This is a genomic window from Paracoccus liaowanqingii (assembly GCF_004683865.2).
Lineage (GTDB): Bacteria > Pseudomonadota > Alphaproteobacteria > Rhodobacterales > Rhodobacteraceae > Paracoccus > Paracoccus liaowanqingii.
In genome coordinates this window covers 1,929,421-1,943,858 of the sequence record NZ_CP038439.1, presented here as the reverse complement: position 1 = coordinate 1,943,858, position 14,438 = coordinate 1,929,421, and the positions used below count along the sequence as shown (strand labels likewise).

15 protein-coding genes are annotated in these 14,438 nt (G+C 69.9%); 9 read left to right on the top strand and 6 right to left on the bottom strand.

Annotated features, from left to right (window positions below; all coding sequences use genetic code 11):
- Positions 1–10: 10 nt before the first annotated feature.
- The 4 genes from E4191_RS09435 (at position 11) to E4191_RS09420 (ending at position 3,291) form a co-directional block, all read left to right on the top strand.
- A complete protein-coding gene (locus E4191_RS09435) occupies positions 11–883 on the top strand; it encodes a F0F1 ATP synthase subunit gamma (RefSeq protein WP_135313192.1) in 873 nt (290 codons plus the stop codon).
- 21 nt (positions 884–904) lie between these two features.
- Positions 905–2,329, top strand: a complete 1,425-nt coding sequence (atpD, locus tag E4191_RS09430; RefSeq protein ID WP_135313191.1) for a F0F1 ATP synthase subunit beta — start codon at positions 905–907, stop codon at positions 2,327–2,329.
- A gap of 11 nt (positions 2,330–2,340) precedes the next feature.
- Positions 2,341–2,790 (top strand): F0F1 ATP synthase subunit epsilon, encoded by a 450-nt coding sequence (locus E4191_RS09425; RefSeq protein WP_135313190.1) that lies wholly within the window; start codon positions 2,341–2,343, stop codon positions 2,788–2,790.
- Positions 2,791–2,943: 153 nt separating this feature from the next.
- Positions 2,944–3,291 carry an H-type lectin domain-containing protein gene (locus E4191_RS09420; RefSeq protein ID WP_135313189.1) on the top strand — a complete coding sequence of 116 codons (348 nt, stop codon included), beginning with the start codon at positions 2,944–2,946 and terminating at the stop codon, positions 3,289–3,291.
- Here the strand turns inward: E4191_RS09420 and E4191_RS09415 are convergent.
- Together E4191_RS09415 and E4191_RS09410 are read right to left on the bottom strand one after the other, a co-directional pair.
- Positions 3,288–4,064, bottom strand: coding sequence for an alpha/beta fold hydrolase (locus tag E4191_RS09415; RefSeq protein ID WP_135313188.1), 777 nt, complete (start codon positions 4,062–4,064; stop codon positions 3,288–3,290). The two genes, E4191_RS09420 and E4191_RS09415, sit on opposite strands and share 4 nt — an antisense overlap.
- Complete coding sequence (locus E4191_RS09410; protein WP_135313187.1) at positions 4,061–4,660, bottom strand: 2-hydroxychromene-2-carboxylate isomerase; 600 nt, start codon at positions 4,658–4,660, stop codon at positions 4,061–4,063. The genes E4191_RS09415 and E4191_RS09410 overlap by 4 nt, the downstream gene beginning before the upstream one ends.
- 84 nt (positions 4,661–4,744) lie before the next feature.
- Between E4191_RS09410 and E4191_RS09405 the strand changes: the two genes are divergently transcribed.
- Positions 4,745–5,764, top strand: a complete 1,020-nt coding sequence (locus E4191_RS09405) for a ribose-phosphate pyrophosphokinase (protein WP_135313186.1) — start codon at positions 4,745–4,747, stop codon at positions 5,762–5,764.
- Positions 5,765–5,827: 63 nt separating this feature from the next.
- Here E4191_RS09405 and purD read toward each other — a convergent pair whose 3' ends face one another.
- Positions 5,828–7,084 carry a phosphoribosylamine--glycine ligase gene (gene purD / locus E4191_RS09400; RefSeq protein ID WP_135313185.1) on the bottom strand — a complete coding sequence of 419 codons (1,257 nt, stop codon included), beginning with the start codon at positions 7,082–7,084 and terminating at the stop codon, positions 5,828–5,830.
- Between the two features lie 71 nt (positions 7,085–7,155).
- Between purD and xseA the strand changes: the two genes are divergently transcribed.
- Positions 7,156–8,730 carry an exodeoxyribonuclease VII large subunit gene (xseA, locus tag E4191_RS09395; RefSeq protein WP_407947062.1) on the top strand — a complete coding sequence of 525 codons (1,575 nt, stop codon included), beginning with the start codon at positions 7,156–7,158 and terminating at the stop codon, positions 8,728–8,730.
- A 66-nt stretch (positions 8,731–8,796) separates the two neighbouring features.
- On the opposite strand, the gene E4191_RS09390 is transcribed toward xseA, so the two are convergent.
- Positions 8,797–9,996, bottom strand: coding sequence for an MFS transporter (locus tag E4191_RS09390; protein ID WP_135313183.1), 1,200 nt, complete (start codon positions 9,994–9,996; stop codon positions 8,797–8,799).
- Position 9,997: 1 nt separating this feature from the next.
- Positions 9,998–10,642 (bottom strand): bifunctional 4-hydroxy-2-oxoglutarate aldolase/2-dehydro-3-deoxy-phosphogluconate aldolase, encoded by a 645-nt coding sequence (gene eda, locus E4191_RS09385; protein ID WP_135313182.1) that lies wholly within the window; start codon positions 10,640–10,642, stop codon positions 9,998–10,000.
- 270 nt (positions 10,643–10,912) lie between these two features.
- Between eda and rpsB the strand changes: the two genes are divergently transcribed.
- The gene (gene rpsB, locus E4191_RS09380) at positions 10,913–11,698 is read left to right on the top strand and encodes a 30S ribosomal protein S2 (RefSeq protein ID WP_135313181.1); all 786 of its coding nucleotides are present in this window, start codon (positions 10,913–10,915) and stop codon (positions 11,696–11,698) included.
- Between the two features lie 84 nt (positions 11,699–11,782).
- Entirely contained in the window at positions 11,783–12,661 is an 879-nt protein-coding gene (tsf, locus tag E4191_RS09375; protein WP_135313180.1) for a translation elongation factor Ts, read from the top strand.
- Between the two features lie 189 nt (positions 12,662–12,850).
- On the opposite strand, the gene E4191_RS09370 is transcribed toward tsf, so the two are convergent.
- Positions 12,851–13,612: a helix-turn-helix transcriptional regulator gene (locus E4191_RS09370; RefSeq protein WP_176562680.1), complete on the bottom strand. Its 762-nt coding sequence runs from the start codon at positions 13,610–13,612 to the stop codon at positions 12,851–12,853.
- 218 nt (positions 13,613–13,830) lie between these two features.
- Between E4191_RS09370 and E4191_RS09365 the strand changes: the two genes are divergently transcribed.
- Complete coding sequence (locus E4191_RS09365) at positions 13,831–14,421, top strand: (d)CMP kinase (RefSeq protein WP_135313178.1); 591 nt, start codon at positions 13,831–13,833, stop codon at positions 14,419–14,421.
- Positions 14,422–14,438: the final 17 nt, after the last annotated feature.

Genomic DNA, 14,438 nt, shown 5'->3' with positions numbered 1-14,438 from the left:
GGGGATCTAGATGCCCAGTCTGAAGGATCTCAAGAACCGGATCGGAAGCGTCAAGAACACGCGGAAGATCACCAAGGCGATGCAGATGGTCGCCGCCGCCAAGCTGCGCCGTGCGCAGGAGGCGGCGGAGGCCGCGCGCCCCTATGCCGACCGCATGGCGGCCGTCATGTCCGGCCTGACCGCGAATGCGGTGGGCCAGTCGGGCGCGCCGCGCCTGCTGGCGGGCACGGGCGAGGACAAGCGCCACCTTCTGGTGGTGATGACGGCCGAGCGCGGCCTGGCGGGGGGCTTCAACAGCTCGATCGTCAAGCTGGCCCGCCTGCATGCCGAACGGCTGCGCGGCGAGGGCAAGGAGGTCGCGATCCTGACCGTCGGCAAGAAGGGCCGCGAGCAGCTGAAGCGCGACTACAGCAAGCTGTTCGTCCATCATGTCGACCTGTCCGAGGTCAAGCGCATGGGCTATGACACCGCCCGTGCGATCACGGACGAGGTCCTGTCGCGCTTCGACAAGGGCGATTTCGACGTGGCGACGCTGTTCTACAACCGCTTCGAATCGGTGATCAGCCAGATCCCGACCGCCCGTCAGGTCATTCCCGCCGAAGTGCCCGAGGATGCCACCGCCGCCAACGCGCTCTACGACTACGAGCCGGGCGAGGAGGAGCTTCTGGCCGACCTGCTGCCGCGCTCGGTCGCGACGCAGATCTTCGCGGCGCTTCTGGAAAACGCGGCGTCCGAACAGGGCGCACGGATGAGTGCCATGGACAACGCCACGCGCAACGCGGGCGACATGATCGACCGACTGACGACGCAGTACAACCGCTCGCGTCAGGCTGCGATCACCACGGAACTGATCGAAATCATTGCGGGCGCCGAGGCGCTCTGACCGTAAAGCAAAGGTGACAACATGGCAGAGGCCACTGGTAAAATCACGCAGGTGATCGGCGCCGTCGTCGACGTGCAGTTCGGGGACACGCTTCCGGCGATCCTGAACGCGCTGGTGACCCACAACAACGGCAAGAAGCTGGTGTTGGAAGTCGCCCAGCATCTGGGCGAGAACACCGTCCGCACCATCGCCATGGACGCGACCGAAGGTCTGGTCCGCGGCGAGCCCGTGTCGGACACCGGCAGCCCGATCATGGTGCCCGTGGGCGACGTGACCCTGGGCCGCATCCTGAACGTCGTGGGCGAGCCCGTGGACGAGGGCGCAGCCCTTGCCGCCAGCGAGACCCGTGCGATCCACCAGTCCGCGCCCGACTTCGCCGCTCAGGCGACCAGCTCGGAGATCCTGGTGACCGGCATCAAGGTCATCGACCTGCTGGCGCCCTATTCCAAGGGCGGCAAGATCGGCCTGTTCGGCGGTGCCGGCGTGGGCAAGACGGTTCTGATCATGGAGCTGATCAACAACATCGCCAAGGTGCACTCGGGCTATTCCGTGTTCGCCGGTGTGGGCGAGCGGACCCGCGAGGGCAACGACCTCTATCACGAGATGGTGGAATCGGGCGTGATCGTCCCCGACAACCTGTCGGAGTCGAAAGTGGCGCTGGTCTATGGCCAGATGAACGAGCCGCCGGGGGCCCGCATGCGCGTCGCCCTGACCGGCCTGACGCTGGCGGAGCAGTTCCGCGACGCCTCGGGCACGGATGTGCTGTTCTTCGTGGACAACATCTTCCGCTTTACGCAGGCAGGCTCCGAGGTGTCGGCGCTGCTGGGCCGCATCCCGTCCGCCGTGGGCTATCAGCCGACGCTGGCCACCGACATGGGCGCGATGCAGGAACGTATCACCTCGACCAAGAACGGCTCGATCACCTCGATCCAGGCCGTCTATGTTCCGGCCGACGACCTGACCGACCCGGCGCCCGCCACGACCTTCGCCCACCTCGACGCCACGACGGTTCTGTCGCGCGCGATCTCGGAACTCGGCATCTACCCGGCCGTGGACCCGCTGGACTCGAACTCGCGCATCCTGGATCCCGCCGTCGTCGGCGAGGAGCACTACCAGGTTGCTCGCGACGTGCAGGGCATCCTGCAGAAGTACAAGTCGCTGCAGGACATCATCGCGATCTTGGGCATGGACGAGCTGTCCGAAGAGGACAAGCTGACCGTGACCCGCGCGCGCAAGATCCAGCGCTTCCTGTCGCAGCCCTTCGACGTGGCCAAGGTGTTCACCGGATCCGACGGCGTCCAGGTGCCGCTGGAGAAGACCATCGCCTCGTTCAAGGCGGTCGTCGCGGGTGAATACGACCACCTGCCCGAGGGCGCCTTCTACATGGTCGGCGACATCGACGACGTGAAGGCCAAGGCTCAGCGCCTTGCCGCCGAAGCCGCGTAAGGGGGATCCAGATGGCCGATACCATGCAGTTCGACCTCGTGTCGCCGGAACGGAGCCTGGCCTCCGTTCCCGTGCGCGAGGTGCGCCTGCCGGGCAATGACGGCGATCTGACCGCCATGCCCGGCCACGCGCCCACGATCGTGACCCTGCGTCCCGGCATGGTCACACTGGTCGGCGCCGACGGCGCCACCAGCGAGTTCGCCGTGACCGGCGGCTTTGCCGAGATCAACGCCGACAGTGTCAGCCTGCTGGCCGAGCGCGGTCACCCGCGCGAGGAGATCACGCAGGAGGTCTTCAACGACATGATGTCCGAGGCGCACCGCACCCGTCGCAGCGCGGAGGATCGTCGCGAACATGTCGGCGAAGAGGTCGTGACCGCGGCCGTCAAGCTGCTGGGCGACATGCAGGCACTTGGCACGCATATCGGGCTGGATCCGAACCAGTCCACCGTGCCCGACTGATCGCAGGATCCGACCGGTCGCGGGCGCGGCTGGTCACAAGAAAGGCACCGACGGATTGACGGGCCCCGGCATCGCGCCGGGGCCTTTCCTTTCGCGTCCGCCCCGGGGTACACCCCGAATAATCATCCGGAAACAAGGGTCAGGGACCAGTCCATGCTTCGATTTACCAGCAACGAGATCGGCGTCTGCCAGGGAGAGCTGGGGCTGGTCGCCGATTTCGACACCCAGGGACCGATGTGGACCGACGAGGGCGAGCGCGAGATCCGCAGCCTGGTCAAGTTCTCGGAACGCTTCCTGATGCCCCCGGCCGTCCACCTGAATCCCAGCATGTGGGATCTGGACAGCAGCCGGAACCTGCGCGGCAACCTGCGGGCCGAGAACGTGACCGCCTCGGGCTTCGACGCGGTGTTCCAGACCTGGGGCGACACCCGCGTCGCCCGGATGCGCGTCGCTTGGATGGCGATCGGCGTGCTGCCGGACGAGCAGGACTTCACGCTCTAGCTGCGGTCCAGGTTGACCGCGATCAGCCCCGCCACCTGGGCGGGATGGGTCAGCGGCGCCATGTGGCCCGCGCCCGGCACGCTGGCGCGCCCGACATCGGGCAGACGCGCGGCCAGCGCCTCGGAGATGGCGCGGATCACCACGGGGCTGCGGTCCCCCTGGATCAGCAGCACCGGCGCCTCGATCTGCTCCAGCCCGCCCGGGCGCAGGATCCGCGCGCTGTCATGGCGCAGCGCGCCCTGGGTGGCGGCGACCAGCCGGATCTGGCGGGTCACCTGCGTCCGGACGGGGCCGGGCATCTGCGCCATGTCCTGCGCGCCCCAGACCGCCAGGAAGGCCGCCGCAGCCTCGCCGTCCCGCCCCTCATCCAGCAGCTCGGCCATCTCGCGGTCGCGGGCGTCCTGCGCGGGATCGGGGCTAGCGGCGAACAGCACCGGCTCGATCAGCGTCAGGCTGCGCACGGCCTCGGGGGCGGCGACGGCGATGCGCAGGGCCACCGTCGCGCCGAAGCTGTGGCCGATCAGGTCCAGCGGCCGGTCGATCATCGCGGCGGCCAGCCGGGTGACGGCGGTGTGATAGTCGGGACCCTCCGCCTGCGGCAGCCAGGCGTCGCTGCGCCCGTGGCCCGGCATGTCGAAGCCGCGCAGGTCGATCCGCCCCTCCAGCCCGGCCGCGATGGGCCCCCAGGCCGAGCCGCTGCCCATCATGCAGTGCAGCGCCAGTGCGGGCCGGGCGGGATCGCCCGGCCAGTGGCGCAGGTGCAGCCCGCTCATGCCCCGGCCAGATGCCGGTCCAGGAAGTCCAGCCGGTCCTGGCCCCAGAAGCGCTGGTCCGTCTCGCGCACGACATAGAAGGGCGCACCGAAGGCCCCGGCCTGCACGGCCTCTTCCAGGTTGCGGCCATAGGTTTCCGCGCCGACGAACAGGCCCTTGTCGGCCAGGGCCGGGTCGAAGCCGCTGGCGCCCAGCAGGTCGCGGATCACCGCGTCGTCGCTGATGTCGCGCTGATCGGCCCAGACCGCGCGCAGGATGGCCTGCACCAGCCCGCCCAGGTCGCCGCCGCCCGCCGCCTGCGCCGCGATGATGGCATAGGACGAGGGGGCCATGTTCACCGGCCAGTGCGCAGGCTTGAGGTTCAGGGGCATCCCCAGATGTGCCGCCCATCGCGGCAGCTCCTGCGCGCGATACTCCATGCGGCTGGCATGGCGGTCGGCGGGGCGGATGCCGCCCGTGCGGTCGAACAACTGCAGCAGGTCCAGCGGCTTGTAGGTGATCTGCGCGCCATGGCGGGCGGCGATCTCCTCCAGCCGGTTGCCCGCCAGATAGCACCACGGGCTGATCGTCCCCAGATAATAGTCGATATGTGCCATGGGTTTGTCCTTCTTGGTTGGCCGCAGGCTAGCCCGGTGCTAAGGCAACCGCAATCGGACGCAACCCGCCAAAGGCCCGCCCCCATGCCCGTCATGACCGAACCCAAGCTGATCTCCGGCAATGCCAACCGCCCCCTGGCCCAGTCCATCGCCCGGCGGATGTCCCTGCATCGCGGCATGAGCGTCAGCCTGCTGGATGCCCGCGTCGAGCGGTTCAACGATGCCGAGATCTTCGTCGAGGTCTACGAGAACGTCCGCGGCGAGGACATGTACATCATCCAGCCGACCTCGAACCCCGCGAACGACAACCTGATGGAGCTCTTGGTCATCGTCGATGCGCTCAAGCGGTCCTCGGCCGCGCGCATCACCGCCGTGGTTCCCTATTTCGGCTATGCCCGCCAGGATCGCCGCGCCAAGGCCCGCACGCCGATCAGCGCCAAGCTGGTGGCCAACCTGATGACCACGGCCGGGATCGACCGCGTGCTGACGCTGGACCTGCACGCGACGCAGATCCAGGGCTTCTTCGACATCCCCGTGGACAACCTCTATGCCGCGCCGGTCTTCGCGCTGGACGTCAAGCATCACTTCAAGGGCCGGTTGGGCGACCTGATGGTCGTCTCGCCCGATGTGGGCGGTCTGGCGCGGGCGCGCGAGCTGGCCACCCGGATCGGCGCACCGCTGGCCATCGTCGACAAGCGCCGCGAGAAGGCCGGAGAGGTCGCCGAGATGACCGTGATCGGCGACGTGTCCGGCAAGACCTGCATCATCGTCGACGACATCTGCGACACGGCCGGCACCCTGTGCAAGGCGGCCCAGACCCTGACCGACAGCGGCGCGACCGAGGTCCATGCCTACATCACCCATGGGGTGCTGTCCGGCCCGGCGGTCGAGCGGGTGGCGGCCTCGGTGATGAAGTCGCTGGTCATCACCGATTCGATCCAGCCGACCGACGCGGTGAGGACCGCGCCCAACATCCGCATCGTGCCGACCGCGCCGATGTTCACCCAGGCCATCCTGAACATCTGGAACGGCACCTCGGTCAGCAGCCTGTTCGAGACGGACACGCTGCTGCCGATCTACGAGGGGCTCTATTCCCCGATCTGAGGGCAGCGCCCGGTGTCCCTGCCGGATGCCTCCGGCGGGGATATTTCTGCCAAGATGAAAGGGTCAGAGCGCCCGCCAGCCGATGTCGCGGCGGCAGAAGCCTTCCGGCCAGTCGATCGCGTCGACGAGGGCATAGGCGCGCTGGTGCGCCTCGGCCAGGGTCGCGCCGCGCCCGGTGCAGCCGAGGACCCGCCCGCCGGTGGCGACGATCGCGCCGTCCGATCCGGCGGTCCCGGCATGGAAGGTCATCTGGAACGAGGTTTCGGGCAGGTCCTGCAACCCGGCGATGCGGCTGCCCTTGTCGTAGGCGCCGGGATAGCCCTTGGCGGCCATCACCACGGTCAGGGCGTGATCGTCGGCCCAGACCACCTGCGCCTCGGCCAGGCGCTCCTCGGCGCAGGCCAGCAGCAGGTCCAGGATCTGCGCGCCGAGCCGCATCATCAGTGCCTGGCATTCCGGATCGCCGAAGCGGACATTGTATTCGACCAGCCGCGCCTGGCCGCCTTGGATCATCAGCCCGGCATAGAGGACGCCCTGGAAGGGCATGCCGCGGCGCGCCATCTCGGCGATGGTCGGGCGCACGATCCGCGCCATCACCTGGTCCTGCAGCGCGGGCGTCAGCACCGGGGCGGGGCTGTAGGCGCCCATGCCGCCGGTATTGGGCCCGCTGTCGCCGTCGCCCACGCGCTTGTGGTCCTGGGCGGTGCCGATGGGCAGGCAGGTCGTGCCGTCCGAGAGGATGAAGAAGCTGGCCTCCTCGCCCTCCATGAACTCCTCGACGACCACGGACATCTCGCCGAACTCGCCGTCGAAGATGGCGTCGATGGCGGCATGGGCCTCGGCCAGGGTCATGGCCACGGTGACGCCCTTGCCGGCGGCCAGCCCATCGGCCTTGACCACGATGGGCGCGCCCGTGGCCGTCACGTGATCGCGGGCGGCGGGGCCGTCGGTGAAGCGCGCCCAGGCCGCGGTGGGGGCGGCGCAGGCATCGCAGATCTCCTTGGTGAAGGTCTTGGAGGCCTCCAGCTGGGCCGCGGCCTGGCTGGGGCCGAAGACCAGGATGCCCGCCGCGCGCAGGGCGTCCGACACGCCCGCGGCCAGCGGCGCCTCGGGGCCCACCACCACGAAGTCGATGGCATTGTCCTGCACGAAGTCCAGCACCTCGGCCCGCGACAGCACGTCCAGATCGGCACAGTCGGCCAGGCCCGCGATGCCCGCATTGCCCGGTGCCACGATCAGCCGGTCGCATTTCGGGTTCTGCCGGATGGCCCAGGCCAGCGCATGTTCGCGCCCGCCGCCGCCCAGGATCAGGATATTCATCTGCCGCCCTTTCGCTTGACCTTGCGGCGTTCTAGTCTGGCCCAGACAAGGGAACAAGCCGCATGGATCTGTTGGACGACGACCCCGAGGATGCCGCCGAACCGGGCAGCAACGCGCATGAATTCACGGTGTCCGAACTGTCGGGGGCCCTCAAGCGCAGCATCGAGGACCAGTTCGGCCGCGTGCGCGTGCGCGCCGAGGTGGGCCGCGTGTCGCGCCCCGGCTCGGGGCATCTGTATTTCGACCTCAAGGACGACCGCGCCGTGCTGGCCGCCGTCACCTGGAAGGGGCAGGCCGCGCGCCTGGTCCAACGCCCCGAGGAGGGGATGGAGGTCATCGCCACCGGCCGCCTGACCACCTTCCCGGGCCAGTCCAAGTACCAGATGATCGTCGACCAGATCGAGCCCGCCGGCGCCGGCGCGCTGATGGCCATGCTGGACCGCCGCCGCAAGGCGCTGGCCGCCGAGGGGCTGTTCGACGAGGATCGCAAGTGCCCGCTGCCCTTCCTGCCGCGCGTGATCGGGGTGGTGACCTCGCCCTCGGGCGCGGTGATCCGCGACATCCTGCACCGGCTGCGCGACCGCTTCCCGACCCGCGTGCTGATCTGGCCGGTGGCCGTGCAGGGCGAGGGCTGCGCGCCGCAGGTCAGCGCCGCCATCCGCGGCTTCAACGCGCTGCCCCCGGAGGGGCCGGTCCCGCGCCCCGACCTTATCATCGTGGCGCGCGGCGGCGGCAGCCTCGAGGACCTGTGGGGCTTCAACGAAGAGGCCGTCGTGCGCGCGGCAGCCGACAGCGCCATCCCCCTGATCTCGGCCGTGGGGCACGAGACCGACACGACGCTGATCGACTTTGCCGCCGACCGTCGGGCGCCCACGCCCACGGCGGCGGCCGAGATGGCCGTGCCGGTCCGCGCCGACCTGGCCGCGCGTCTGGCCGAGGCGGGCGCGCGCATGGCCCGCAGCAGGGTGCAGGGCCTGCAGCGCCCCCGCCAGCGCCTGCGCGATCTGGCCCGCGCGATGGGCCGCCCCTCGGCCCTGACCGACGGGGCGCGCCAGCGTCTGGACCTGCAGGGCGCGCGCCTGGAACCCGCGCTGCGCCACGGGGTGCGGGCGCGGCGCGACCGGCTGGCGCGGCGTCCGATGCCTGCGGCCACGCTGCGCCAGTTCACGGCGGCCAAGCGCCATGCGCTGGACCGGGCCGCGACGCGGCTGGACAGCGCCCGCGCCCGCCGCCTCGACCGCACGCGCGACCGCCTGACCCAGTTGCAGGAACGGCTGGACAGCTCGCTGGCGCGGGTCGAGGCCACCGCGCGCCGCGCCATCATCCAGCAGCGCGCCCGGCTGGCTGAATTGGACCAGCGGCTGGCTGTGGGCCTGCGCCGCGGCCAGGCGCAGCGCCGCGATGCGGTGCAGCGGCTGGACCGGATGCGCCAGTCCCTCGGGCCCGACGAGACGCTGCGGCGCGGCTTCGTGATCGTGCGCGGCCCTGATGGTCGCGTCATCACCAGCCCCGATGCCGCGGCACAGGCCCCGCGGCTGGATCTGCAATTTGCCGACGAGCGGCGCGTGACCGTGCGCCCCGAGGGCGCCCCCGACCGGCCCAAGCGCCGCAGGCCCGCCCCGCCCGAGCAGAAGACCCTCATCTGACCTGCATCGGTCCGGGCATATCCCGCGGGGGTCCGGGGGTGTGAAACACCCGGTCCGCCCCCGACGTCAGAGCGGCTTCGGCCGCAGCGCCAGCCAGATCAGCGCCGCCCCGGCCAGCACCAGCAGGGGCAGCATCGACAGGTTCACCGCGTTCCAGCCCGCCTGAACCGATCCGCCCGAACAGTTCATCAGCCCGCCCGAGGACAGCGAGGCCAGGAACACCCCCCCGAAGACAACTAGGTCGTTGGTTCCCTGCACGCGGCCCCGCTCCTCGGGGGCATGGGCGCGGGTCAGCATGGTGGTGGCGCCAATATAGCCGAAATTCCAGCCGATCCCCAGAAGGATCAGGGTGAGGTAGAACTGCGGCAGCTCCACCCCCGTCAGGGCGACGGTGCCGGCGGCGGCCAGGATCGCCAGGCCGATGCCCACGATCGGCTCGGCCCCGAAGCGGGCGATCAGGTGGCCGGTGACGAAGCTGGGCGCGAACATCGCCAGCACATGGGCGCTGACGATATTGGCCGCGTCCGAGGTCGCGAAGCCGCAGCCCACCACCGCCAGCGGGGTCGAGGTCATCACCAGGTTCATCAGCGCATAGGACACGGTGCCGCAGATCATCGCCACCGCGATGGCCGGGCTGCGCAGGATCTGCCCCATCGGGCGCCCGGCGGGGTCGCTGTCCTGCCGGGCAGGCGGGGTGGGGATGTCCAGGAAGGCGAAGAGGAACGGCCCCGTCAGGTTCAGCGCGATCACCGCCAGATAGGTGGCCAGGAACGGCACCACGGTCAGGTCGCTGGTCAGGCGCACCAGCGCCGGACCGATGATCGCCGCCGCCAGCCCCCCGGCCATCACCCAGGAAATCGCGCGCGGCGCATAGTCCTCGGGCGCGGTGTCGGTGGCGGCGAAGCGGTAGAAGCCCTGCGCCGACATGTAGACGCCTGTCAGCATGGACCCGGCCGTGAACAGCCAGAAGGACCCGACCCACAGCCCTGCCGCCGCCACGGCGGCCCCCAGGGCGCCCGCCACGACGGCCAGCAGGAACCCCGCCTGCCGCCCGCGCGCCTGCATGAAGCGCGCCAGCGGCCGGGCCGACAGGGCCGAGCCCAGGATGATCATCGACAAGGGCAGGGTCACCAGGCAGGGATGGGGGGACAGGATCTGCCCCGCCAGCCCGCCGATGATGAAGATGACCGACATCTGCGCGCCCAGGATCGCCTGCGCCAGCACGAGGACGATGGTGTTGCGGCGCGCCCGGGCCAGGTCGGTCATGTCAGCCGCGGGGCAGGGCGGCGGCGGTGCGGGCGCGGTCCTCGATGGCCTGCCAGTTGCCCGCGGCCGCATCGGCATCGGTCACGATCCAGCTGCCGCCGACGCAGACCACGTTGGGCAGCGACAGGTAGCTGTTGGCGTTCTGCGGCGTGACCCCGCCCGTCGGGCAGAAGCTGACCTTGGGCAGGGGGCCCGCCAGCGATTTCAGCGCGGGCGCGCCGCCCACCGCCTCGGCGGGGAAGAACTTGAGCATGTCGAAGCCTGCATCCAGGGCCCGCATCACCTCGGAGGCCGTGACCGTGCCGGGCAGCAGCGGCAGCTCCAGATCCGCGCAGGCCGTGATCAGCCGGTCCGTCAGGCCGGGCGAGACGGCGAAGGTCGCGCCCGCATCCTTGGCGCGCTTGGCGTCGTCGGGGGTCAGGACCGTGCCCGCGCCGACATTGCCGCCCTCGACCGCCGACATGGCGCGGATCGCGTCCAGCGCCGCGTCCGAGCGCAGCGTCACCTCCAGCACCGGCAGCCCGCCGGCGATCAGCGCGCGGGCCAGGTCGGCGGCATGGGCGGCGTCGCGGATCACGATGACCGGGATGACCGGGGCCAGCTCGCACAGCGCCTTGGTCCGGCGGGATTGCAGTTCGGGGGTCATGGCGCACCTCTGGGGGTCAGGAGTCGGGGAAAAACCGCCCCGACCTGACCCCAAAGGGCCCCCTGATGCAAGCGCTTCGTTACCGCTATCGCGCGCCCGGTGCCCCGGCCCGCGGGCGAATCCGCTTGCATCGACGCACGGCGCGGTCTAAGGCGCGCACACTTCACAGGCAGGGGCGGGCCCTCGCGGGAGACATCCGCGAACGGTCCACCGGTTGGGGCATCCGCCCTGAGATCCCCTGCCAAGGCGCAAACCGGAAAGGAACTCCTCATGGCGCTTCCCGAATTCACGCTGCGTCAGCTTCTTGAAGCTGGCGTTCACTATGGTCACCAGACCCAACGCTGGAACCCCCGCATGGGCGAGTTCATCTATGGTGACCGCAACGGCATCCACATCCTCGACCTGACGCAGACGCTGCCGATGCTGGACGCGGCCCTGCAGGTCGTGCGCGACACGGTCGCCAAGGGCGGCCGCGTGCTGTTCGTCGGCACCAAGCGCCAGGCGCAGCGCTCGATCGCGGAAGCGGCCGAGAAGTCGGCGCAGTTCTACATGAACCACCGCTGGCTGGGCGGCACGCTGACCAACTGGAAGACCGTCAGCCAGTCGATCAACCGCCTGAAGGCGATCGACGAGACGATGGCCGGCGGTGCCGAGGGCCTGACCAAGAAAGAGCGCCTGCAGCTCGAGCGCGAGCAGACCAAACTGCAGGCCTCGCTCGGCGGCATCCGCGACATGGGCGGCCTTCCCGACCTGATCTTCGTCATCGACGTGAACAAGGAAGACCTGGCCATCCTGGAAGCCAAGAAGCTGGGCATCCCGGTCGTGGCCGTGGTCGACACCAACTGCTCGCCCGACGGCATCGACTACATCATCCCGGGCAATGACGACGCGGCCCGCGCCATCTCGCTGTATTGCGACCTGGTCAGCCGCGCGGCTCTGGACGGCATGACCGCCCATATGGGCGCCTCGGGCGTCGATCTGGGCTCGCTGGCCGATGCCCCGGAAGAGATGATGGACGAGGCCCCCGTCGCCGAAGAGGCACCGGCCGAGGCCTGATCCCCTCCGGATCGCCCCTTTCATCGAATTGTCGTCAGGCGGGGATATGCCCCGCCTGACGTGTTGAACACAGAGGAGACGGATATGGCAATCACCGCAGCGATGGTGAAGGAACTGCGCGAGATGACCGGCGCGGGCATGATGGACGCCAAGAAGGCCCTGACCGAGACCGAAGGCGACATGGATGCCGCCGTCGACTGGCTGCGCACCAAGGGCCTGTCGAAGGCCGCCAAGAAGTCCGGCCGCGTGGCTGCCGAGGGCCTGGTGGCCGTCGCCGTCAAGGACGGCAAGGGTGTCGCGGTCGAGGTGAACTCGGAAACCGACTTCGTCGGCAAGAACGAGGAATTCCAGGCCATGGTGCGCAAGATCGCCCAGGCCGCGCTGGAAGTCGACGACATCGAGGCGCTGAAGACCGCGCAGATCGACGGCAAGCCCGTGTCCGAAGTGCTGACCGACGCCATCGCCAAGATCGGCGAGAACATGTCCCTGCGCCGCATGGTCGTCGTGACCGCGCCGACCGTCGTGCATTACGTGCACAACGCGGCCGCCGACGGCATGGGCAAGATCGGCGTGCTGGTCGGCCTGGACGGCGGCAATGCCGAGATCGGCCGCCAGATCGCGATGCATGTCGCGGCCACCGCGCCCGCCTCGCTCGGCGAAGCCGACCTGGATCCCGCGCTGGTCGAGCGCGAAAAGCAGGTCCTGACCGAGCAGGCGCGCGAATCGGGCAAGCCCGAGGCCGTGATCGAGAAGATGATCGAAGGCCGCATGAAGAAGTTCTTCGAAGAGGTCACGCTGACCGGCCAGAAGTTCGTCATCAATCCCGACCTGACCGTGGCGGACGCGGCCAAGGAGCAGGGCGCGACCATCGTGGGCTTCGCCCGCGTGGCCGTGGGTGAAGGCATCGAGAAGAAGGAAGAGGATTTCGCGGCCGAGGTCGCCAAGACCCTCAGCGGCGCCTGATCCCCTTCTGCCGGATGACACGGTGACATGCCGGCCCTCGGGCCGGCATTTTGCTGTCCGGGTGTCGGGGCAGGGTGATGGGGCCGCGCGGACGGACCCCGGGGCTGCCCCGGCTCATGCGTCCGGGGGGCCTGCCGGGGCCGGGGGCGGCGGGGGAAAGCTGCCGGTCCTGGCCGGGTGGCCCGGCGATCAGGACAGGCCTGGGCCGCGCGGTCCGCTCGGGTCGGGCGGGACGAGAAGGCGGCAGACATGCGCCTTGAGAACGGCCTGAGAGGTCGTCGCGACCCCCAGGGCCTCGCGGGCCAGCCGGGTGTGCTTTTCGACCGTGGCGGGGGTGATGCCGAGGATCGTGGCGACCTCTCCGACGGTCTTGCCGGCGGATCGCCAGGTCAGCACCTCGCGCTGGCGGGGGGTCAGGGTGGTGACGGGCAGGGCGCGGTTCATCGTGGCGATGCGCATGTGCATGACCCAGGCCAGCACCCGCAATTCGCGCCCCGACTGCCGCCAGCGCCGCGCCAGGGTGGCGGCATCCGCCCCCTGTTCCGGGACGACCAGCACCGCGCCCACGCTGTCCAGCACCTTGTCGCGCAGGCTGACGATCTGGCACTGGCCCAGCCCGTGCCGGGCCGCAAGCTGCAGCGAGGGCGAGACGACGCCCGGCAGGGCCTGCAGATCGTCGGCCGCGATCTCTCCGTCATTGTCCAGCACCCACTGGATCCAGGGGTCGCTGTCCAGCCGGCCCAGCATCTGCGCCGCGGCCATCAGCTGCAGGGGAAAGTTGGTGAAGACGATGGGCTTGTCGCGCAGCACCGAGGAGGGCACGCTCAGCATGAACTGCGCCGCATAGAGTGCGAAGTCGAAGCCCAGCTGCGCGGCGCCCTCGAGGAAGACCTCGCGGATTTCGGGCACCGTCTCGACAACCAGAAGGCGTTCGATGGCATATGGAAACATCTGGATCACGAACCTGGACAACGATGAAAACGCCATTGGAGGGCGCGGACGGACGTTTGCCAAGGAATAAATTTAAGACATCGTTAACGAAAACGAAGCGGTTCGGCCCGTTTCCGGCTGCGCCGGGGACGCCCTGCGGGGGCGGTGCCGGGGCTGGACCTTTGCGCGCGGGGGATGCACAACATGGTCCAGATTTCCCTGCATCCGGACCGTGTTACATGCCTTTCATCATCGCCATCGACGGACCCGCAGCCTCGGGCAAGGGTACCATCTCGCGCGCGCTGGCGGCGCATCTGGGGTTTCACCACCTGGATACCGGGTTGCTCTATCGGGCGACGGGGGCCAAGGGGGGCGATCCGGTGGCGGCGGCCCGGGGGCTGACGGCGGACGATCTGGCCCGCGACGATCTGCGCAGCGCGGCGGCGGGGCAGGCCGCCAGCCGCATCGCCGCCATCCCCGAGGTGCGCGCGGCGCTGGTGGCCTTCCAGCACAGCTTTGCCGCGCAGGAACCCGGCGCGGTCCTGGACGGGCGCGACATCGGCACGGTCATCTGCCCCGGGGCGCAGGTGAAGCTGTATGTCACCGCCTCGGACGAGGTGCGCGCCGCCCGCCGCGCCGCCGAACTGGGCGCCGAACCCGACCGGATGCTGGCCGAGTTGCGCGAGCGTGACCTGCGCGACAGCCAGCGCGAGGTGGCGCCCCTGCGGCCCGCCGAGGACGCGGTCGTGCTGGACACCAGCAGCCTGAGCATCGGAGATGCGGTCGCGCGCGCCATCGCCGAGGTCGCGCGGGTCCGCAGCCCGGCCTGAGGGGGCTGCCGCCCCCT